The sequence below is a fragment of the Acidimicrobiales bacterium genome, from assembly GCA_035531755.1.
GTDB lineage: Bacteria > Actinomycetota > Acidimicrobiia > Acidimicrobiales > UBA8190 > DATKSK01.
In genome coordinates, this window is sequence record DATKSK010000068.1 from 40,457 (window position 1) to 61,509 (window position 21,053).

General features: G+C 71.1%; 20 protein-coding genes and 1 riboswitch. Of the genes, 9 read left to right on the forward strand and 11 right to left on the reverse strand.

Going from position 1 to position 21,053, the window contains the following annotated elements:
* Positions 1-1,380: a wax ester/triacylglycerol synthase family O-acyltransferase gene (locus VMV22_13565; GenBank protein ID HUY23359.1), complete on the reverse strand. Its 1,380-nt coding sequence runs from the start codon at positions 1,378-1,380 to the stop codon at positions 1-3.
* Positions 1,381-1,392: 12 nt separating this feature from the next.
* On the reverse strand, positions 1,393-2,730 hold the full coding sequence (locus tag VMV22_13570; protein HUY23360.1) for an alpha/beta hydrolase: 1,338 nt from the start codon (positions 2,728-2,730) through the stop codon (positions 1,393-1,395).
* Positions 2,731-2,805: 75 nt separating this feature from the next.
* Between VMV22_13570 and VMV22_13575 the strand changes: the two genes are divergently transcribed.
* From VMV22_13575 to VMV22_13585, 3 genes are all read left to right on the forward strand, one after another.
* A complete protein-coding gene (locus VMV22_13575) occupies positions 2,806-4,458 on the forward strand; it encodes an acyl-CoA synthetase (GenBank protein HUY23361.1) in 1,653 nt (550 codons plus the stop codon).
* Positions 4,459-4,465: 7 nt separating this feature from the next.
* The gene (locus VMV22_13580) at positions 4,466-4,921 is read left to right on the forward strand and encodes an SRPBCC family protein (protein ID HUY23362.1); all 456 of its coding nucleotides are present in this window, start codon (positions 4,466-4,468) and stop codon (positions 4,919-4,921) included.
* A 506-nt stretch (positions 4,922-5,427) separates the two neighbouring features.
* Entirely contained in the window at positions 5,428-5,724 is a 297-nt protein-coding gene (locus VMV22_13585; protein ID HUY23363.1) for a hypothetical protein, read from the forward strand.
* A 70-nt stretch (positions 5,725-5,794) separates the two neighbouring features.
* Here VMV22_13585 and VMV22_13590 read toward each other — a convergent pair whose 3' ends face one another.
* The 3 genes from VMV22_13590 to VMV22_13600 all read right to left on the reverse strand — a co-directional run bounded on the left by VMV22_13590 (position 5,795) and on the right by VMV22_13600 (position 7,404).
* Positions 5,795-6,484 carry a TetR/AcrR family transcriptional regulator gene (locus tag VMV22_13590; GenBank protein ID HUY23364.1) on the reverse strand — a complete coding sequence of 230 codons (690 nt, stop codon included), beginning with the start codon at positions 6,482-6,484 and terminating at the stop codon, positions 5,795-5,797.
* Positions 6,471-6,764, reverse strand: a complete 294-nt coding sequence (locus tag VMV22_13595) for a hypothetical protein (protein HUY23365.1) — start codon at positions 6,762-6,764, stop codon at positions 6,471-6,473. The genes VMV22_13590 and VMV22_13595 overlap by 14 nt, the downstream gene beginning before the upstream one ends.
* A gap of 379 nt (positions 6,765-7,143) precedes the next feature.
* Positions 7,144-7,404 carry a hypothetical protein gene (locus VMV22_13600; protein ID HUY23366.1) on the reverse strand — a complete coding sequence of 87 codons (261 nt, stop codon included), beginning with the start codon at positions 7,402-7,404 and terminating at the stop codon, positions 7,144-7,146.
* Positions 7,397-7,500: riboswitch (TPP riboswitch) on the reverse strand. Its footprint overlaps the gene before it by 8 nt.
* A gap of 201 nt (positions 7,501-7,701) precedes the next feature.
* Here VMV22_13600 and VMV22_13605 point away from each other — a divergent pair.
* Positions 7,702-7,911, forward strand: coding sequence for a ribose-phosphate pyrophosphokinase-like domain-containing protein (locus tag VMV22_13605; protein HUY23367.1), 210 nt, complete (start codon positions 7,702-7,704; stop codon positions 7,909-7,911).
* On the forward strand, positions 7,908-9,266 hold the full coding sequence (locus VMV22_13610) for a hypothetical protein (protein HUY23368.1): 1,359 nt from the start codon (positions 7,908-7,910) through the stop codon (positions 9,264-9,266). The genes VMV22_13605 and VMV22_13610 overlap by 4 nt, the downstream gene beginning before the upstream one ends.
* A 98-nt stretch (positions 9,267-9,364) precedes the next feature.
* Here VMV22_13610 and VMV22_13615 read toward each other — a convergent pair whose 3' ends face one another.
* The 3 genes from VMV22_13615 to VMV22_13625 form a co-directional block, all read right to left on the reverse strand.
* Complete coding sequence (locus VMV22_13615; GenBank protein ID HUY23369.1) at positions 9,365-10,375, reverse strand: CapA family protein; 1,011 nt, start codon at positions 10,373-10,375, stop codon at positions 9,365-9,367.
* 48 nt (positions 10,376-10,423) lie between these two features.
* Positions 10,424-11,857 carry a sigma 54 modulation/S30EA ribosomal C-terminal domain-containing protein gene (locus VMV22_13620; protein ID HUY23370.1) on the reverse strand — a complete coding sequence of 478 codons (1,434 nt, stop codon included), beginning with the start codon at positions 11,855-11,857 and terminating at the stop codon, positions 10,424-10,426.
* 61 nt (positions 11,858-11,918) lie between these two features.
* Positions 11,919-13,031: a hypothetical protein gene (locus VMV22_13625; protein HUY23371.1), complete on the reverse strand. Its 1,113-nt coding sequence runs from the start codon at positions 13,029-13,031 to the stop codon at positions 11,919-11,921.
* Positions 13,032-13,295: 264 nt separating this feature from the next.
* On the opposite strand from VMV22_13625, the gene VMV22_13630 reads away from it, so the two are divergent.
* Positions 13,296-14,642: a phosphoribosyltransferase gene (locus VMV22_13630; protein ID HUY23372.1), complete on the forward strand. Its 1,347-nt coding sequence runs from the start codon at positions 13,296-13,298 to the stop codon at positions 14,640-14,642.
* A gap of 285 nt (positions 14,643-14,927) precedes the next feature.
* On the opposite strand, the gene VMV22_13635 is transcribed toward VMV22_13630, so the two are convergent.
* Positions 14,928-16,115, reverse strand: a complete 1,188-nt coding sequence (locus VMV22_13635) for a serine hydrolase domain-containing protein (protein HUY23373.1) — start codon at positions 16,113-16,115, stop codon at positions 14,928-14,930.
* Positions 16,116-16,487: 372 nt separating this feature from the next.
* On the opposite strand from VMV22_13635, the gene VMV22_13640 reads away from it, so the two are divergent.
* From VMV22_13640 to VMV22_13650, 3 genes are all read left to right on the forward strand, one after another.
* Positions 16,488-17,819: an erythromycin esterase family protein gene (locus VMV22_13640; protein ID HUY23374.1), complete on the forward strand. Its 1,332-nt coding sequence runs from the start codon at positions 16,488-16,490 to the stop codon at positions 17,817-17,819.
* Between the two features lie 71 nt (positions 17,820-17,890).
* Positions 17,891-18,934, forward strand: coding sequence for an ATP-binding cassette domain-containing protein (locus VMV22_13645; GenBank protein ID HUY23375.1), 1,044 nt, complete (start codon positions 17,891-17,893; stop codon positions 18,932-18,934).
* 8 nt (positions 18,935-18,942) lie between these two features.
* A complete protein-coding gene (locus VMV22_13650; GenBank protein ID HUY23376.1) occupies positions 18,943-19,809 on the forward strand; it encodes an ABC transporter permease in 867 nt (288 codons plus the stop codon).
* Between the two features lie 148 nt (positions 19,810-19,957).
* Here VMV22_13650 and VMV22_13655 read toward each other — a convergent pair whose 3' ends face one another.
* Together VMV22_13655 and VMV22_13660 are read right to left on the reverse strand one after the other, a co-directional pair.
* A complete protein-coding gene (locus VMV22_13655; GenBank protein ID HUY23377.1) occupies positions 19,958-20,782 on the reverse strand; it encodes an SDR family NAD(P)-dependent oxidoreductase in 825 nt (274 codons plus the stop codon).
* A complete protein-coding gene (locus VMV22_13660; GenBank protein ID HUY23378.1) occupies positions 20,772-20,942 on the reverse strand; it encodes a hypothetical protein in 171 nt (56 codons plus the stop codon). The genes VMV22_13655 and VMV22_13660 overlap by 11 nt, the downstream gene beginning before the upstream one ends.
* Positions 20,943-21,053: the final 111 nt, after the last annotated feature.

Here is a 21,053-nt window from a genome sequence, read left to right on the forward strand (position 1 = left end):
TCACGACACCCCGACCGCCGTCTGCTTCAGGTCCGCCAGCGAGCCGTGGAGCGCATCGGCGATCGACCAGGGATCCGGCACGCTCGCCGGACACCCGAGCACCGAGACGTGCAGCGCGTCGGCGTAGCTCCAGGCCGTGATGTTGAGGCCGATGCCCTCGAGGATGGGCCCCACGGAGTAGATGGCATCGAGCTCGGCCTTTCCCACCCGCAACCGCTCCCGCGGTCCCGGCACGTTCGACAGCACGAGGTTGACCGGAGGGCGCATGTGGTCGGCCAGATGGGTTCGGGCCCACGTCCGCACCGTGAGCGCATAGAGCTGCGGGGGGACGATGTCGGCGCGCCGCTCCAGGAGGTCGTTGCCGAGCACGGAGCGCACGTCCTTGGACGCGGCCGCCACGGCCTGGATGTGCCGCAGTCGTTCGAGGGGGTCGGCCAGGTCGGTCCCGATCGACACGTACAGGTTGTCGACGCGGTTCCCGCCCATACGGGTGGCGCTGGAATCGGTGGAGACCGGGACGCTCGCCACGAGCGGGCGGTCGGGCAGCGCCCCCTGCGCGATCAGGTAGGAGCGCAGCGCCCCGGCGCACACGGCCAGATAGACGTCGTTGAGGGTGGCGCCGCTCGACCGGCGCACGGCCTTCAGGTCGTCGAGCGGAAGCGTCGTCATGGCATAGGTCCGTTCCGGGGTGAGCGACACGTTGAACATCGTCCTGGGCGTGTCGAACGGCAACGGTGGCTTGACCGCCGAGGACCGCCTCCGGGCCTCCGAGGCGCGCAGCCCCCGGATGGAGCGCGTCGCCAGTCGCGGCAGCTGGTCCAGGCGGGCGACGTGGTCGCGCGCCGCCATGCGCAGGAGCTGGGACCTCGTGGGGACGGGGTCCGGGCGCCACCGGTCGACAGGAGCGCCGGCGCCGTGCCCCCCGAGAGCGTTCCGCAACAGGGCGACCGTGGCCGCGCCGTCGGCCACCGCATGGTGCACCTTCGCCACGACGGCGAGCCGGTCGTCGGCCATGCCCTCCACCACGACGAGCTCCCACAGCGGCCGGTCGCGGTGCAGGGGCCGGCCGGCGACGTCGGCCACGACCGCGGCCAGCTCCCGGTCGCCGCCCGGCTCGGCGACGCGGCGAGCGGTGACGTGCCGGCGCACGTCGAAGTCGGGATCCTCGATCCACACCGGGTGCCCGAGGCCCCAGGGGACCGGGACGGCCCGTCGGCGGAAGGGCGGGAGCCGGTCGAGGCGACGGCCGAACATCTCCAGCACCTGCTCGTACGAGTACCCGCCGCCGAGCGCGGCCATGTCGAACACCGCCACCTTCAAGGTGTGCATGTGGGTCGACGGGGTCTCCGAGTACAGGAACTTGGCGTCGAGCCCGACCATCGGCTCCACGGCTCAGCCCACGTCGACGGCGGGCCCGCAGCTGAGCCCGGATGCCGTCAGGGACTCCGCCAGGAACGCCTCCACCTGCCGTGACCACAGGTAGCCGACGTGGTTCCCCGGGTACCAGCTGATGCGGGGCTTGTCCCAGTGCTCCCACAGGGCGCGGGCCTGCTCGGGGACGGCCACGCGGTCGCCGTAGCCGGCGAACACGAAGCGACGGTCGTGCGGCACCTTGGGCTCGAATCTCATCGGCGACACCACCCGGCACACGTCCTCGGCCACACCACCCAGGATGTGGTGCTCGATGGCACGCGCCCGGATGTGCACGGGGCTGTGGGCGTGGAAGAGGGCGGGGAAGTCCACCACCGGGATGCCGGCCACCACGGCGTCGAGCCCGTCCTCGATCCCGCAGAGCAGCGACACGACGTAGGCCCCGAGCGAGACCCCGTAGACGCCGATGGAGGTCGCTCCCTGGTCCCTGATCCACGACAGGAGGCGCCGGACGTCCCACACCGCCTGGGTCAACCCGTGGACGGTGTTCATCATGTCGAACGACAGGAACGGCTCGCCGCTCACCAGGGTCACCTTGCGCGACCCGTGCAGCGGGAGCACCGGTAGGGCCACGTTGAGCCCGAGCCCCCGGTGCAGCTTGGCGGTGTGGAGGCCGGCGAAGTCCATGAAGGGGTAGCCCATGCCGAACCCGTGCACGCACACGACCCATGGGCGCGGCTCGCCTCGGTGACGGAGGACGGCGGCCGTGGCCCGACGGTTGGGCCCGTAGGCCATCCACCGCTCGCCGCCGGGCTCGGCCGGGCGGGTGGCGAACCCGCTGTCGTACGTGATCCGCTCGTAGCCCAGGCCGAGCGCCCACGCCCGCTTCGTCTCGACGTCGTGAGCGCCGAGCGGGGGTGGGGTGCGGTGGTACGAGGCGGGGCGAGCGATCCAACCCCGCCGGGAGAACAGCTGCCGGGCGGAGGCCAGCTCGGTGCTCACGCGGGCGAAGTCGGCCCGACGGGGGAACCGACTGGGCGTCATGGCCATGGCCAGCAGGGCCTCGTCCATGGCGACCCCGGCCGCCAGCCCCAGCGACAGGCCCGGCGTCGGCAGACCGGCGGACACCTCGCCGCTCTTGGCCGTCGTCACCATGAAGCGCACGGTGCGGGGCACGGCCAGCGTGGCCCGGGCGATCGCTCGTCGCCCGAGGAATCGCACCACCGAGCGGTACGGCCCCACGACGCGGTCGACGAGCGACGGTGACTGCGGACGGTCACCGGCCGCGTGCGACGGCGGTCCGTCCTCCGGCGCGACCGCGGCCGCGGATCCGTCCACCACCCCCTGGGCGCAGACCATGGGCCCCCTTCACACGCTCCGTCATCCCAGCCGCCCAGCGGATCACGCCTTCTGGGACATACTACGCCGAGGGACGTGGACGAGCCGCCGATCGAGAGGGGAGCGGCGATGGAGTTCAACCTGGCAGACCTGTTCGAATGCGTGGTCGACCTCGTCCCCGAGCAGCCGGCGGTCGTGGCCGGTGACCGTCGACTCAGCTACGGCGGGCTCGAGGGTCGCGCCAACCGCCTGGCCCACCACCTCGCCGGCGCCGGGGTCGGGACCGGTGACCGCGTCGGCCTGCAGCTGGCGAACGGGAGCGAGTACCTCGAGGGGATGCTCGCCTGTTTCAAGATCCGGGCCGTCCCCGTCAACGTCAACTACCGGTACGTCGCCGCCGAGCTCCGCTACCTCTACCAGGATGCGGCACTCGACGCCTTGATCTTCCACAGTCGCTTCGCCCCGGCCGTCACCGACGCCTTGGCCGCCATGCCCGCGCGCCGGACGCTGCTCGAGGTGCCCGACGCCGACGTCGGACCGTCGGGACTCGGGGACGACTACGAGCGCGCCCTGGCGGCCGCCGACGCCTCCCGTGACTTCGGGCCGCGCTCGGCAGACGACCTCTACTGCGTCTACACCGGAGGGACCACCGGCATGCCCAAGGGCGTGCTGTGGCGTCACGAGGACATCTTCTTCGCCGCCATGGGTGGGGGCGACCCCCTCGCGCTCGGCAATGTCATCGGCTCGCCCGAGGAGCTGGCGACGAGGGTGTTGCGCCCGGGCATGACGGCGCTCCCGTGCCCACCGTTCATGCACGCGAGCGCCCACTGGTTGGCGTTCACCATGCTGTTCGGAGGCGGGAAGATCGTGACGCTCCCCGGTGGGCACTTCGACCCGGCCGCGGCGTGGCGCCTGGTAGCCGCGGAAGCGGTGAACATCCTCGTCGTCGTGGGCGACGCCATGGCCCGGCCCCTGCTCGACGAGCTCGACGCCCACCCCGGCGGATACGACACCTCCTTCTTGGTGGCGGTGGGCTCGGGCGGCGCAGTGTTGTCCCCGGCGACCAAGCAGCGCCTGGCCGACATGCTCCCGGGTCGGATCGTCGCCGACGCCTTCGGATCGTCGGAGACCGGGCAACTGGGTGGGGCCCCGCCCGACGACGATCCCTACGGGGCACCGCACCTGCACGTCGACAGCCGCACCGACGTCCTCGACGACGGGCTGCGCCCGGTGGTCCCGGGCTCGGGCGTGGTGGGGCACCTGGCACGCTGCGGCCACATCCCCATCGGGTATCTCGGAGACACCGACAAGACCGCGGCCACGTTCGTGGAGTCCGACGGCAGACGCTGGGCCCTTCCCGGCGACATGGCCACCGTCGGAGCCGACGGTGCCATCACCATCCTGGGTCGCGGTTCGCTGTGCATCAACACCGGAGGGGAGAAGGTCTTCCCGAACGAGGTCGAGGCCGTCCTGATCAGTTGCCGCGACGTCGAGGACGCCCTCGTCGTGGGGGTCCCCGACGAGCGCCTCGGCGAACAGGTCGTGGCCGTGGTGCAGCCGCGCCCGGGCGGCACGGTCGACGGTGAGGCCCTGCAGGCCCTGTGCCGGGGGGAGCTGGCGGGGTACAAGGTCCCGCGCCGCATCGTGGTGGCCCACGCCATCGTGCGCTCACCGGCCGGCAAGGCCGACTACCGGTGGGCCAAGGCGTTCGCTTCGACCGTCGTCGCCCGAGACCGCAGACGAGGTTGACCGATCCATGGTGGCCGTGACCGTGTCGATCGAGGTCGATGCCCCGCGCCCGGCGGTGTGGGCCGAGTTGGAGCGGCTCGAGGATCACGTGGCGTGGATGCGCGATGCCACCGCCATCCGGTTCGTCGGGGACCGGCGGCGCGGCGTGGGCACCACCTTCGAGTGCGACACCGCGGTGGGGCCGATCCGGCTGACCGACGTCATGGAGGTCACCTCGTGGGAGACGGGGTCGACGATGGCGGTCGTGCACCGGGGGATCGTCACCGGCTCCGGCCGCTTCACCCTGGAGGACGGGCCCGGAACGGCCACGACGCTGCGGTGGTCGGAGCAGCTCCACTTCCCGTGGTGGTTGGGCGGCCCCATCGGCGCGCGGGTGGCGAAGCCGGTCCTGGGTGCACTGTGGCGGGGCAACCTCCGCCGACTACGGGCTCGCATCGACGGGTCGGGTGACCCCGCGCGGTAGAGCACCCGTCGGACCACGCGCCGGGAACGGGGGCCACGCCGTCATGATCTGCCCCGTGACGCGAAACCGCCCCCACGAGGGGGGCCGTTTCGCGGGTACATGCGTCGCTCGAAGCTCTCGAGCGGGGGGCCGATCAAGGGCTCCGAGCCAGAGTCTCCCCGCCGGAGAGCGCCATGTCAACACAGGTGGACGCCCGTCGCCCGCGCGTCCGTGCCACCAGACCTGACACACCGGATTGCCGCTTTGTCAGAGCATGCTGACAAACTCCTGGTCACTCGGGACGTGCCCGGTGTAACGTCACGCCGGGTGCATGTAGGGGGCGCGGGGACCGTCAGGCCTGCGGGGGAGGGCCTGGCGGTTCCCGGCTGCTCCGCCCTCCCGCCCGGTCGTCGGTGAGACCGGTGACGGTGCTGCGGGGGCGCGGGTCGTCGCGACGCGATGCGCGGTACCCTCGGGTCGCAGGTCACGAGAGGCTCGACCCGGACGGTCTCGCCCCGGAGGCACCCATGGCTGTCGGCGCGCAGTTCGACTTCGAGGGTGCGACGCTGGCGGACTACGACCGTTCCATCGCGCGACTGGGCTTTCTCCTCGGCGGCCCTGCACCCCGGGGGCAGATCTTCCATTGGGTCACGCAGACCGATACGGGCATTCGTGTCACCGACGTCTGGGAGTCCCGCGAGGTCCTCGAGCGGTTCGTGCAGGAGCGCCTGGCACCCGTCCTGGAGGAGGGCGGCGTCGCCACGCCCGTGATCCAGTTCTTCGAGGTGCACAACTACTTCGCGGCGGGGAAGCGGCGGGGCTGACCTGTCATCGAGCAGGTCGCTGAGCAGGCGCCCGGCGGTCGCGGGGAGGAGGCCGGTCAGCCCCACGGTTTCAGCCCGTGGTCTCCTCGTCACCGGTCGAGCCTGCGGTCGAGCTTGCGGTCGAGCGCTGCTCGTCGACGGCGCTCCGCAGCAGCCGCTGCAAGATGTCGGAGGTGAGTGCCCCGACCTGCGCCGGTGTCTGGTCGAAGTCCACCATGAGCGCGTGGGTGGCGAACGCCGACAGGTGCAGGGCGAACGCAGAGACCAGCGCCTCGGGTGGCTCACCGGTGCCGCCGGCCGATCGCCAGGCCAGGCCGGCGACGTGACGCACCCCCCGCACCCGGTAGTCACGCCGGAGCGCGGCCACCTCGCACAGCACCTCGGAGGCGTTGACGTTGGGGGCGTGGATGTCCCAGAAGGCCTCCCCGAGGATCTCGGCGTTACGCCTGTGGACCGTCGACGCCAGGCCCTCGAGCCACCCCTGGAGATCGTCGGTCGGCGGGGGGAAACCCTCCATGGGGCGACGGCCGAAGGCCTCGAACATGTCCTTCACGGTGGCGAGGATCAATCGGTCGTGGCTGGCGTAGTGCCGGAAGATGGTCCGGGGGCTCACGCCGGCCACCTGCGCGATCTCGTCGACGGTGGCGTCGAAGCCGCGTCGGGCGACGACCTCCATGGCCGCCCGCCGGATACGGGACCGGGTGACGTCCCGTCGCTCCTGCGTCAGTGACGGCGGTGGTCGGCGGTCAGGCTCGTCCATGGCCGTCCTCCTCTGGCGGGCCTCTGCTCGGCAGGGCGACACGATCCGTGCGGCGCGCGCGGACGCCGACTCGGCGGTGCCGGGGACGGCGGGCGGGCCGGTCCGCCCGGGCCGCAGAGTCGTCGCCTCCGTCACCGTCGGTCTGCTCGTCGGCAGCCCGCACGACGCGGGCGGCGAGCGTGACGGTGGCCGGCGGAAGGTTCTCGGTCGTGGGGTCGCCGTCGCCGTCCCATGCGATGGCCAGGAGCAGCCCCGCCACGAGGAAGACCGTCCACGGCACGCTGAGGCACCGTGGCCCGCTCCTGCGTCCGCTGCCTTCGACCACGTCACCCACCCCCGTCGCCCCGCACACAGCATGCGACCCCGGGTCGCCGCCGGGCAGGGTCCTCCGGCCCTGTCGACCGGCCATCTTCGCATCCCATCCCGGGGGCGGGGTCAACCGACGGGCCGCCGGGCGCCGATCGCATTCCCCGTCGGCGGGGGTTGGAACCGGCGGCCCCATCGACGCCGGGCGAGGCGCGGGCACTCCGGTTCGTGGTGCAGCCAGCCACGCTCCCCGACGCCGGCGCCCCCGTCGAGGAGGGCCCGGTGGGCGTGCCGCAAGACCGCCGCGGCCAGATGCCGTCCCGGCTCATGACAGCCGATCCCCCCTGGGGGAATCAGACGGTCGCGTGTTCGTTGATCTCGAAGTCCACGGGGTCGAGATCAGGTCGGGCGAGCCACGCCTGGTATCCGACGAAGTCCATCCGCACCCAACGCTGCGCCCGGTCCGACCAGGCTCGGCTCTCACGCGGCGCCGAGGAGGGATCCCAGCGATCCGTCGCGGTGTCCGGTCCGGCGAACTCCTCCACCCGCATCACCCGTTCTCCCTCGAACCGGCTCGTCGAAAGACGCCCCGAGACCCGCGAGAACGGGCCCACGGGATGGTCTCCCTTCGCCGGCATTGCCCGGATCAGGTCCTTGGGGTCGCTGAGTCGCCTCAGCCTCTCAGCCTTGCGGCTCCCTCTTCCATCTCGCGGGCCTACATCCCATTGGAGCGCAGCCCGGCATGCGTCCAGTAGGGCCGAAGGTCCCAGGGCGCCGGCGCCCGGGCACCCGCCGTCGGACCGGCGGAGATCCCGACGGGCTCGCCGCCGCGTGCCGGTCGGCACCAGCCCACGCCGCCAGCAGGACCTTGGCCCCTTGCACGAGGGATCATCGAGGGCGACGGTGGCACCATGGACGTGACACTGTTGGCGGGGAGCGGCGATCCCGCGCTCGCCGCGGCCGTGGCCTGCCACCTCGGTATCGACACGACGCCGTGCACCACAGCGCGGTTCCCCGACGGTGAGGCGCACGTCGTCGTCGGCGAGGTTCGAGGTTGCGACGTCTACGTGGTGCAGCCCACCGGCCTGCTCGCCGAACGCACCGTGGAACCGCGGGAGTGACGGAGCGCATGGCGAAGTACCGGTTCGACTGGTCCGCCCTCCCCGCGGGTCTCCTGCGCCAGCTCCGGCGTGAGCTGCACCTCGGCGGGGGCGACCCCGCCGAGGCACTGAAGCGTCTGTTCGGCGCCCGCCCCGACGAGGAGTTCGTGCGTTCGGCATGGCCGGCGTTACGGGAACGGTGGGTGGCCCACGACCCGGTGGTCCGGCGATCGGTCGTGACGGCGCTGCGCGCCCGCCACCTGGGTGATCCCATCAAGCTGTCAGGAGCGCGCTCGGAGGTCGAGTACCTCCGGTCGTGCCGGAACAGCCCCGCGCTCCGGGCAGTCGTGCTGCGCCATCTCGTCGCGCTGGGAGAGGAGCCTCCTCGCCCGAGGATCCCGGCAACCACCGACCTCCGGGCCAAGAGACCTTCGACCGCGTCGACGCGAAGCGAGGCGTGGGACCTTTTCGGTGACCAGCTCGCGGGCGCGCTCGCCGAGATGGAAGCCGGTCAATACCTCGTCGTCAACGTCCGGGGCCGGCCCGAGTACTACGTGCAGTTCGCACAGGGCGGGACCCGGGGGCTGCGCGCCGAGACAGCCTCGAATGCCAACCTCGAGGATTGGGAGCTGCTCGACGAGGAGGCGAAGGGAGTGCTGGATCGTCTGGGGTGGCGGGCCCCCGCCGACGTGTCGTCCTCGGGAACGACCGGCGGAGCGCCGAACTATTCGAAGACGTGGTCCGTTCCCGTTCCCTATGCGGCGGTGGCGGCCCTGGCGGTCCGCACCTTCGACGAGGTGCTCGAGGTCCGACGGCCCGAGGAGCTCGCCTACCGGGCGTTCACCGAGGCAGGCGCGGAGCTGTCCTTGCCGAGGCTCGCGATCGCGCCTGAGCGATCGACGTGGCCCCGGCCGCCGACTCGCATTCCCAGCCATGGCCAGCTGCTCCAAGAGGTGAAGGCGGTGATGAGGACGATCATCGGCGCGGACGAGGTCGTCGTCGACGAAGACGGCGACATCCCCGTTCGTGTCGACGGTGCCATGGTCTTCGTCCGGGTCCACCAGGTGGTCCCGGTCGTGAGCGTCTTCTCACCGGTCATCTGGGACATGGGGATACCTGTCGACATCGCCGAAACCCTCAACGACATGAACGCGACTATCCGGTTCGCCCGGGCGACGTGGGACGGGTCCGGCGTCACGCTGGCCGCCGAGGTGGTCGGCGCGCCACTGGAGGCGGAGCAGCTCGAGGCCTGCTTCCAGGCGGTGGCCACCCTTGCCGCCGAGTACGCCCCGAAGCTCCAGGAACGTTACGGCGGTCGGGTCGCCTTCGGGCCGGCACTGCCACCCAAGCACGTGGCCGTCGGCGGTTACCTGTGAGCGTGACGGCGGTTACCTGTGAGCGTCACAGTCAGCCGACGGCGGGGGCCGGTTCGTCACCGTCCGGCTGCACCACGACCACGGGACCAGCGATGAGGTCAGGACCAGTCGATGACGAGGCGCCCCGCCTCTTCGGTCACCGCCGTGCCCAACTCCTCACACGCGCGGCGGAACCGGCTCCTCACCCATGTGGCCTCGTCCCCGGAGGCGAGCCGAGTCCGGCAGTCGTCGAGTGCAAGAGGTACCGCTTCGAGCCGTCGGGGTCCGCCGGCGTCCAGGGTGACCAGGAACAACAGGCCGAGGTCGTTGCGCAGCACGGGATCGGTGGCGTAATCGTCGAGGAAGTCCCCGAGGTCGAAGAGGACCGGACGCGCCACCCCGTGGAACACGTGTGCCGAATGGCCCGCCACCAGCGTGGCTCCGGCCTCGACCAGGGCATCGGCGGCGCGTCGGACATGGGCGACCGGGCGGAGCACCATGTTCGGCCCCCAGTGGGGCGTCACGATCACCGCGTCCGGTGTGTCCTGGGTGCTGGCGAGCGCTGATGCCGCTGCCAGCGTCAACCATGAGGGGATGTCGGTTCGCAGGTCGGCGTACGCCACACCGGGCCGATGCGGTCCGGCGGCGAAGGCCGACGGATGGTCCGTGACCCCCACCACGGCCACGTGTCGGCCGCGGACATCGAGGACTGCGGGCGCCCGGGCACGCGCCACATCGGCGCCGGCGCCGACCCAGGCGATGCCCGCGGCCTCCAGGAAGTGGAACGTGTCGAGCAGCGCCTCCGTCCCATAGTCGAGCGCGTGGTTGTTGGCGAGCGTGACGCAGGTGGTCCCCAGTTGGACGAGGGTGTCGAGCGCCGCGGGTGGGGCGCGGAAGAAGAACGGCTTGCCGGGGTCGCGCCACGGGCGGCCGCGTGTCGACACGCAGCACTCCAGGTTGAGAAGGACCATATCGGCCTCGCGGGCGATCTCGACCACCTCGGGAGCCACCAGGCGCGCCGACGGATCGGCGGCGAGACGCTGGGCGACGCCTCGCCCGAGCATCGTGTCACCGGCGAGTGCGACGCGAAGGGCCGGGCTTCTCGGCCGGCGTGCGCCCTGTTGGCCCATTCCTTCCTCTCTGCGTCTGCGATCGCCGGCCGACGGCGAGCGGGATCGTCACTCGGGGACGATCAACCCGTAGTGCCCGTCGTAGCGGCGATACAGCACGTTGCCCCGACCCGTTGCGGCATTGGCGAAGAACACGTGCGGCTCTCCGCCGGCGTTGAGCCGCTCGATCGCCTCGTCGACCGTGAGCACGGGAGCCGCCGTGCCCGGCACCTTCAGGAGTACGGCGGTGGGCCCGGGGTCGACGTCGACGGCCACCAGGCGCTCGAGCACGTACGAACCGTCGACCGACCGCTCGATCATGGCGTCGGCGCCGCTGGCCAGGTCGACGAAGAGGTAGAAGTGGAAGTCCAGCTGTTCCATGTCGAACAGGGCCTCGTCCGGGGTGAGCTCGTCGACGGCGAAGGTCTTGTGTCGGACCAGCTGCCGCTCCTCCAGCGGGCGCTCGAAGTACGCGGGCCGAGCCGCGGGAGGGTCGCCGTGGCGCCATTCCCCGGGCTCGGCCACCGACCGCGACCGCGCCAGCCGCTCACGATGCTGGGCCCGGTGGTCGAGGAGGTCCCGCAGGCGCCCCTGCAGGCGGTCGACGGCCTCGGGCATCGTGTGGGCGGCCACGTGCGCCCGCACGAGGTCGCCGTTCACGTCCAGGGTCGCCTGTGCCACGGCGGGGCGGTCCCTGGCCGGGTCGGCCTCCTTGGCGAGCTTCACGCGGGCGAACAGCACCGGCTCCCGGAGCATCTCGAGCAGACGCGCCACCCGATCCTGGGCGTAGGCCTTGGCGTCCTCGCCGACGTCGCCCACCGCTGACATCACGATGGTGAGCGCGCCGGCTGCGGTCTCGATGACGGCGGGGGCCTCGGGCGGACGGCCTTCCTCGACCCACTGTTCGGTCAGCTCGCCATGCGCAAACCGGCAGCGCACGCTGACGGCCCGCTCGTCGGGACCGGACGGCGCCCAGGTGACGATGGCTTCGCCGTCGGCTCCCCGAACCGCGGCGCGGCGCCCGGCGCCGAGCAGCGGGCTCGCCTCGAGCCAGGCCTGAAGGGCCGATCGCCCCGTCACGGGCTCCTCGCCGACGTGGAGGACCGCGTCGGGGGCGTAGAGAGCCGACGCCCCGGCCGCGTCGCCGCCGCTCAGGCTGGTGGCCCAGGCCCGGACCACTTCGAGGGGATGCATGACTCCCGAGCGCGCCAACTCGGGGTTGACGTGGGCGTAGGGCAGGGGTCCCTTGGTGTCAGGACCGCGGGCACCGGTCAGGGCCCCGAAGCGGTGATGGCGGTGCGACGCACGCGCGCCTGGTCGCAACTGCACCTCGACGGCCGTCTCCACTCCCTGCTCGCGCCGGACGTCGAAGTGGACGTGCGCCCCGGCTCGGCGGGCCACTGCCTCGAGATCGGCCACCCGGGCCCGAAACACCCGGCCGGCCCGCACGATCGTCGCCTCGCCGGACGACGGATCGAACCACTGCACCACCCCGTCAGGCATCCTCGACCACCCTCTCGCTCGTCCGGGTCCGGCCCCACCCCGTCATCCCCGTCGCATGTCCTCAGTACCGTTCGATGGCTCCGATACCACCCATGGCATCGAGCGCAGCCGGTTCGCAGAACTCCACCTCGGCGCGTTGCGCGCACGCCTGTGCGATCGCCGGCGCGACGACGTCGTCGACGACGATCGGACGTTCCCCGCACACCGGGCACCGGAGCCCATCGGCCACCAACTGCATGCACCCGGGGCAACGACCGCCGGACGCCTCGAGGTCCCGCGACACCAAGAGGACGCCCACCCGCCCCGCCCGCAGGACGCCGAGCGTGGCAGTGAGCCCGCTCACCGCCCCCGCCCCCTGTTGGGCCCGTCCCCGCACCTCCTCCACGAGGGCGGCCTGGCGCCGGTGCCGCTCGTGGCGAACCACGTCGATTGCCGCCCCCGCCACCTGGGACACCGGGGCGTTCACAGCGACCTTGATCGTCCCGGTGACGTGTTCCCTCACGCCTCGTGGCAGCTCCCCCCGGAGCTGTCCGACGATGTCGGCGGGGCCGCCGAGCACGATCCGCTCCACCGGCCGCTCCTTCAATTCGTCGAGCACCGCCCGGGCGACGTTGCTCAGGTGCCGCCGAGCCGCCTCCTCGTGGTGCCGTTCGAAGCTGCCGAGCTCGACGTCGGTGTCGACCTGGCGGGCCGGCTTGTCGACCGGCCCCTCGAGCTCGTGCGTCTCACCAGGGTCGAGCCGCAGCAGCCTGGACCGATGACGGTCGGTCACCACGACCAGCGCGTGCTCGTCGGATGCCAGAACCTTGCAGAGCCCGGCCACGTCGGGCGCCGGACTCACTCCCACGTGGTCGTGCACGGACACGGGCAATTCGAAGGTCCGGAAGAAATTCTGCGCGTTGCACGAGAAGGCTGCGAGGCCCCGCGTCACCCTGCGATCGATCCCGGCCGCCAACCACTCGCGGATCCGGAGGAGGTCGGCCTCGACCGCGTTGGCGACTTCCTTGCCGAGCGGCTCCGCCTGGGTGCGGGCCAGGCGGACGAGGTGGTCGATCCGAGGGTCGACATCCGAGGGGCGAGGGTACCTGCGCCCGTCCACATCGACGTAGAGGCTGGTCACGATCGGATCGCCGCGAAATACGGCCAACTCGCGAACCTCGGAAACCTCGATCACCTTTCGATGGTGGAGCAGGCGGGCCCAACCGACCAGGGCCTTCAGTCACTGCTCGGGGAATCGGACCCGAGATCGCCCCGGGTCTTCCTGCCCCATGCCACGGCGGGCACGGCGGGCACGGCGGTGATCGACGAGCTGCGACACGCGCCCACGTCCACCGTCGCCTGAATCGCGGTCCGGCGCCTCCGGCCAAGTCGAGTGACCATTGACCCTGGTCCAGCGTCGTCCACAGGGGGACCCTGGATGATGGGCCAGGAGGTTGCCATGCCCTTCATCGATCGTGCCGATGCCGGACGACGCCTGGCGGCGCTCCTCGACCATCTTCGGGGCTCCGACGTCGTGGTGGTCGGCCTCCCCCGGGGTGGGGTGCCTGTGGCCTTCGAGGTGGCCCGTGCGTTGGGTGCACCGCTGGACGTGATCGCGGTGCGCAAGGTGGGTGTGCCCTTCCAGCCCGAGCTGGCCATGGGCGCCATCGGCGAAGCGGGGGCACGGGTGGTCGACGAGCGAGTCGTCGCGGCGGCTGGCATCAGCAGCGAGGAGTTCGCCGCCGTGGAGGCCCGCGAGCGTGTCGAGCTCGAGCGCCGCGTGCGGCGGTTCCGGGGGGAGCGGCCTCCGGTCTCCCTTGCCGGCCGCACGGTGGTCGTCGTCGACGACGGCATCGCCACCGGGTCGACAGCCCGGGCCGCCTGCCAGGTAGCGCGAGCCCGGGGCGCCGCCCGGGTGGTCCTTGCCATCCCGGTCGCACCCCCCGAGTCGGTCGCCACGCTGAGCCGCGACGCCGACGAGGTCGTGTGTGTCGAGACGCCGGTGAGGTTCTTCGCCATCGGGGAGTTCTACGAGGACTTCACCCAGACGAGCGACGCCGAGGTGATCGCCCTGCTCGAGCGGGCGGTGCCGCTTGCCGCGGTCACCGCTCACCCGACCGCGATCGGTGGCCGGGGCCCGTCTGCGACACCCGACCCCCCGCTCCGGGACGAGGACGTCGAGGTGCGCGCCGGGACGCTGCGGCTCTCGGGCCACCTGACGGTTCCCGAAGGGGTGACGGGCATCGTCGTCTTCGCCCACGGGAGCGGCAGCAGCCGGCACAGCCCCCGCAACCGTTTCGTGGCGTCGGTCCTCAACCGCGACGGCCTCGGCACCCTGCTCTTCGACCTCCTCACGCCGGAGGAGGAGGTCGACCGGGCCAACGTGTTCGACATCTCCCTGCTCGGGCACCGACTCGTCGAGGTGACGCGCTGGCTGCGAGCCGATCCCACGGCTGCCACGTTGCGTGTCGGGTACTTCGGCGCGAGCACCGGCGCAGCAGCCGCCCTGTGGGCTGCGGGAGCGCCGGACGCGGAGATCGCCGCCGTCGTCTCCCGGGGGGGACGCCCTGACCTGGCAGCCGACAGACTGGCGTTCGTCGCCGCCCCGACCCTGCTCATCGTGGGTGGTCATGACGACGTCGTGCTGGATCTCAATCGCCGAGCGGCGGCGCAGCTGCGATGCGAGCACCGGCTCGAGGTCGTCCCGGGCGCGACCCATCTCTTCGAGGAGCCCGGCACCCTCGAGACCGCCGCCGCGTTGGCGAGCGGCTGGTTCGTCGGCCACATGGCCACGTCCCGGACATGAGCGACGTCGACGTCTGACGCCGCCCCCACGAGGAGGAGCGCGCCGACATCGCCCGGGGGAGCGACCTGGCGGCCCCCCTCGTCCATCCGGCGGCCGTCCTCATCTCGCCGGGATGGAGGACGCCCAGATCACGCTGCTCGCACGACGCGGCGGCTCGGATCAACTCTCGGCGATCGGGTTCTTGTCGGCCGGCTTCGGTTCGGATGTCGGAATTCGGATCTCGAGGATGCCGTCTTTGTGGCGCTCGTCCGCCGGGCGGTCGCGCAGCCGGGCTTCGCGGTCGGCTTATCTCGTCCGGCGTCCGCCGTGCAGTGCTCTGGCCGATCGGAGCACCAGTCCAGCCAAGCGGAAGATCCGCTGATCGCCGCCGACAGGGGCCTGGATCAACCTCAGCTCGTTGGTGACGAAGCCAAATGACAACCCCGTGGCAGGATCGGCCCACCCCCCCGAGCCACCGAAACCGTAATGCCCGAAGGCCGAGTCACCCCGGTATCCTCGCGCCCCGGCCCGGTGGTACCCCATGCGCCAATTCATCCGCATGCCGATGACCGCGTCGTGGGCCCTGGTCTGGACCTCGCTCAGCGCGCGCACCGTCTCCGGGGACAGGAGCCGGATGCCTTCGACCTCACCATCGTTGGCGATGACCGCGTAGAGCTTGGCGAGCGCATGCGCCGAGAAGAGGCCGTTGACCGACGGCATCTCGGTGTTCAGCACCGACGGCGACGGACCGGTGAGCAGGCGGTCGAGGTACGGGACGTACAGTGCCTCGAGGAAACGGCGGGTCAACTCGACCTTGCGAAGCGTCGGCATGGACCTGGCGCTCATGCTGGCAAAGAGCGGTGGCGTGGGACGCACGGGCGGGGTCCGGCCGAGGGACGGCGCGAAGCGGCCGACGCCGTCGGGCGGCATCCCGATGCACAAGCCGTCCGTGCCCAGGGGCTCGGCGAGCTCCGCACGCACGAGGTCTGCCATGCCGAGCCCGGTGACCCTCCGGGCCAACCCGGCCAGCAGCCACCCGAAGGTGATCGCGTGGTACCCGGGGTGCCCCGGCCACGGGTCCGAGGGCCGGGCCGCGAGTCGTTCCTCCAGGGCGATGTGGTCGAGCAGGGCCTCCGGGCCGTCGACGAGATCGGTCATCGAGTGCAGGCCGGCCTGGTGGCTGAGAAGCTGTCGCACGGTGATGGCTTGCTTCCCGGCAGCACCGAAGTCCGGCCAGTAGGAGGCGACCGGCGCGTCGTAGTCGACCAGGCCACGGTCGGCCAGGCGATGGATGACGGTGGCAGCCACACCCTTGGTGGTCGAGAAGCATATGGTGACCGTGTCGCGCTCCCACGGCCGCGACCGGCGGCGGTCGGCGAACCCGGCCCACACGTCGACGACCGGCCGGCCGTGCAAACGGACCGCCAGGCCTGCGCCACCTCGGCTGCCCGAATTGAACAGCTGGCCGAAGTACGACACCGCGGGCGCGAACATCGGATGCGCGTGGCCCTCGAGGGACCCGGGTGGAAGCTGTCGATCCGCGGCCCGGTGGGCTTGCCCGGCGGAGGTCAATGCCGCCACCCGACCGCTGAGGGGTCGCCCGGACAGTCCGCGGCGGTCATGAGGGGGTCGGCGCTGCGGCTCGCATGTCCCACGCCTCCTGGTACCGACGGCCTACCTGCGTCCTGGCCCCACGGTATGCCCCTGCCTGGCGACCCGACAGAGTCCTTGGCCCTATCTCACCGTGGAGCGCACACGCCGACGCCCTGGTCATCCGACCACCGACACCGGCACCTCCGACCGGGGACCGGGACGTTGTGACCATGGTCCCTGGCGGCACCGGCGCCGGCGGGCGACGCTGTCCGCGTGCGGTCGAAAGCGACCTCCGCGGTGGTGGCTGACAACTGCCGCGCCATCCGGGGGGACGTCGGGGACTACGACGCACTGCTCGATCTCGTCGGCGACCGGCGTTTCGTTCTGATGGGCGAGTCCTCGCACGGCACACACGAGTTCTACCGGGAGCGGGCCCGCATAACCCGCCGCCTGATCGACGAATGCGGCTTCACCGCTGTGGCCGTCGAGGCGGATTGGCCCGACGCCTACCGAGTCAACCGCTACGTCATGGGCCTCTCCCGTGACAAGGATGCCGATGCGGCGCTGTCGGACTTCCGGCGCTTCCCGGCGTGGATGTGGCGGAACCGCGATGTCGTGGCCTTCGTGGAGTGGCTCCGCGCTCGCAACGACGCCCACGCTCACGCCACGAAGGCCCGGTTCTACGGGCTCGACCTCTACAGCCTCCGTGCGTCGATGGACGCCGTCGTGGCGTATCTGGACCGCGTCGATCCGATCGAAGCGCGCCGGGCCCGCGATCGGTACTCGTGCTTCGACGAGGTCGGTGGTGAGGGCCAGGCGTACGGTTACGGGTTGGCGTTCTCGGGAGCGATCCCCTGCGAGAACGAGGTCGTCGCCCAGCTGATCGAGTTGCGGCGGAGGGCCGATGCCTACCTGCGCAGAGACGGCTGGATCGCAGACGACGAATTCTTCTTCGCGGAGCAGAATGCACGTCTCGTGCGAAACGCCGAGGAGTACTACCAGCAGATGTACCGGGCCGAGGCCTCGTCGTGGAACCTCCGTGACCGGCACATGGCGGGAACGCTCGATGCGCTCGTCGAGCATCTCGACCGGCACCTTCCCCGAGCGAAGGTCGTCGTGTGGGAGCACAACTCGCACGTGGGTGACGCGCGCGCCACCGAGATGAGCGCACGGGGCGAGCTCAACGTCGGGCAGCTCGCCCGGCAGCGCTATGGAAAGCAATGCTTGCTCGTGGGCTTGACGACATTCGACGGAACGGTCACGGCAGCCACGGATTGGGGCGGACCCGCGGAACGCAAGCGAGTGCGCCCCGCGTCGGCTGATTCTCACGAGGCACTCCTCCATCAGAGCGGAGTGCCGCGCTTCATGCTCGATGCAATGACGCCCCCCGTACATGAGATCTTGGCGGTCCCGCGCCTAGAGCGGGCCATCGGGGTCATCTATCGGCCCCAGACCGAGCGCAGAAGTCACTACTTCGAGGCTCGCCTTGCCGATCAGTTCGATGCGGTGATCCACTTCGATCGTACCCAGGCACTCGAGCCGCTCGAACGCAGCCCACTGTGGGACGAGGGTGAGCCCCCGGAGACCTTTCCGAGCGGCCTCTGAACCTGAAGCACGACATGTGTCGGGCCATTCGACTCTTGGCGGGCCGGTCACCGTGGGCGCAGGCTGACTTCATGAACGCCGACCTGGCCGCGGTGGCAGCAGGGGTGCCCGCGCCCGGGATGCGGGAGGGTGCGGCGGACAGACCGGAGCCCGCAGTCGAGGCGTCCGGCCTCTCGAAGCGGTACGGCGAGGTCGAGGCCGTCAAGGACGTGTCGTTCTCGGTGTCCCGGGGCGAGGTCTTCGCCTTCCTCGGCCCCAACGGGGCGGGCAAGACCACCACGATCAAGATGCTGTGCACCCTGGCCCGGCCGACGGGCGGAACGGCGACCGTGGGCGGCTTCGACGTGCAGCGCCAGCCCAAGGCCGTGCGGCGCCACATCGGGCTCGTCTTCCAGGAGCAGACCCTGGACGACCAGCTGACGGCCGAGGAGAACCTCCGCTTCCATGCCGTGCTCTACCACGTCCCTCGCGCCGAGGTCGACGGGCGGATCGACCGAGTGCTGCGGCTGGTGGCGCTCGAGAGTCGGCGAAAGGACCTGATCTCGACCTTTTCGGGCGGCATGGCCAGGCGCCTCGAGATCGCCCGGGGCATGGTGCACACCCCGGCAGTGCTCTTCCTCGACGAACCCACGATCGGCCTCGACCCGCAGACCCGGGCACTCATGTGGGAGGACGTCCTCCGGCTCCGCCGGGAGGCAGGGGTCACGATCTTCCTGACGACCCACTACATGGACGAGGCCGAGTACGCCGATCGGATCGCCATCATCGACCAGGGCTCGATCGTCGCCCTCGACACACCCGACGAGCTCAAACACCTGGTCGGGGCAGACACGGTCGAGCTCACCACCGGCGACGACGCCGTGGCATCGGCCCGCCTTTCCCGGGCCGGCTTCCGGGTGGGCGGGGGCGGTGAGACCCTGGTGGTCTTCGCCGAGAACGGTGAGGCCCAGGTCGCCCGGCTGATCGAGGTCGCCGGAGTGCCGGTGAGCAACGTCCACGTCCACCGCCCGACGCTCGACGATGTCTTCCTGCACTTCACCGGGCGTCAGATCCGCGAGGACCATGTCGAACACGCCATGCCCATGCGCATGCGGGCAATGGCTCGGCGCCGCTAGGAGAGCAGGTGGCCACCGTGGACCAGTCCAACCACAGCGCTGTCCTTGTCGATGAGGGGGAGGACCTCGCTTCGGAGCTGCGGACCATCGGCATGGTGTGGGAGCGGGAGCTCATCCGCTTCGCCCGCACCCGCACGCGGATCCTGTCGAGCTTCATGCAGCCCGTCTTGTTCCTGTTCGTCCTGGGCTACGGGATGTCGACCCTGATCGGGACGACGGAAGGCTTCGACTTCAAGAAGTTCGTGTTCCCCGGCATCGTGGCGATGTCGGTGGTCATGACGGCGATGTTCTCCGCCATCTCGATCGTCTGGGACCGCGAGTTCGGCTTCCTGCGCGAGATGGTCGTCGCCCCGGTCAGCCGGGCGGCGCTCGTGATCGGCAAGACCCTCGGGGGGGCGAGCATCGCCACGATCCAGGGCACGATCATGCTGGTGCTCGCCCCGCTCATCGGCGTGCATCTCACCGTGCTCCTCGTGGTGGAGGTGATCGGGCTCGAGCTGCTCATGGCAGTGGCGATGACGACGTTCGGGGTCTTCATCGCCAGCCGCATCCAGAAGATGGAGGGGTTCCAGGTCGTCATGCAGCTGCTGCTGTTCCCGATGCTCTTTCTCTCCGGGGCACTCTTCCCCCTGAAGGGCCTGCCGACCTGGCTGGCGGTCATCACCCGCGTCAACCCCCTCACGTATGCGGTGGACCCCCTTCGGCACGTCGTCTTCGCCGTGCAGCACATGCCGCCGGCCGCTGCGGCTCGGTTCTCGACCGGTGTGACCCTGTTCGGTTACAGGCTGCCGCTGGCGGTGGAGGTCGGCTTCGTGTGCGTCTTCGCCCTCCTGTTCCTGGTGGTGGCGGTCGCCGGCTTCGGACGACCCGAATGACCGGGGCCCGCCCTCGAGGTCGCACACGGATCGACCGGGCGCCCGAGTGTCGGGATGGGGACGCGGGCGCCGTCGGAGGGATCCGTGCGGATGTTCGGTCCCCGACGATCGGGCGTCCCGGCGCCCGGGCATTGGGGCTGGGCGGGGCTCAGAGACCCACGACCATCCGGGTGATGCGGTCCCTGATCCCGGTGGGGATGAGGGGTTGGGCGAGGGCAATGGCCCGGGCATCGGGGCCGACGAGGTAGCGGGCCCTGGGCGAACGCGCCGTGAGCGCCTTGCCGATCGTCCTTGCCACGCCCGCGGGCTGACCCATGACGCCCGAGAACATGGTGAGCAAGGTGCGAGCCCGCTCATAGCCGACCTCGTAGTCCGACCGACCGTGCCGGGCGACATCCCGGTCGAGCTCCTCCCAGATCCCGGTCTTCACCCCCCCGGGCTCGATCAGCACGACTCTGACCCTGTCGCGGACGACTTCGAGACGCAGGGCGTCGGAGGCCGCCTCGAGGGCGTGCTTGCAGGCTTGGTACCACCCGCTCAGCGGTGTCGTCGTCAACCCGTAGATCGACGAGACGTTCACGACCCTGCCCCCGCCCGATTCGCGCATGTGGGGCAGGGCCAGCCTGGCCAGCCGCATCGGCGCGACCACCATCGTCTCGAGCTGTCGACGCGCCTCCTCGTCGGTCGTGTCCTCGATGGCGCCGATGCCCGAGTACCCGGCGTTGTTGACGACCGCCCAAGGCCGCAGCTCCTCGATGACAGCGGCGCAGCGCTCGGCATCGGTCACGTCGAGCAGGATCGTGTCCACCGAGGTGCCGGAGCTCGCGGCCGCCTTGGCGACGTCTGCTCCCTTCGACTCCGACCGGACCGAACCGACCGAGTGGAACCCGAGGCCGGCCAGGTGCACCACGGTGGCCAGGCCGATGCCCGAATTGGCCCCCGTGGTCAGAACCGTCCGCTTGTCACCACTCAACGCAACGCGCCGCGTCGTCGGCTACTTCGGCGAGTGGGAGGGCCCTTCGGTCGAGCCACACCTCGTCGGTCGCCTTCACGGTCTTCTCCGCCGCCTGGGTCCGTGCACCGAGCGGTTGCCCGACGATCCGGTCCACGGTGCCGTGGTCTGTGCTGGTCATGATGCCGTCCTCGTCGATCGCGCGCCTCCCGGCGGAGGCCCCCGACCTGCAGATCACGTTGACAGCGTCGACCCAGGCGGAATAGAGCCTTTGTCCCCTGCTGCTCGTCCC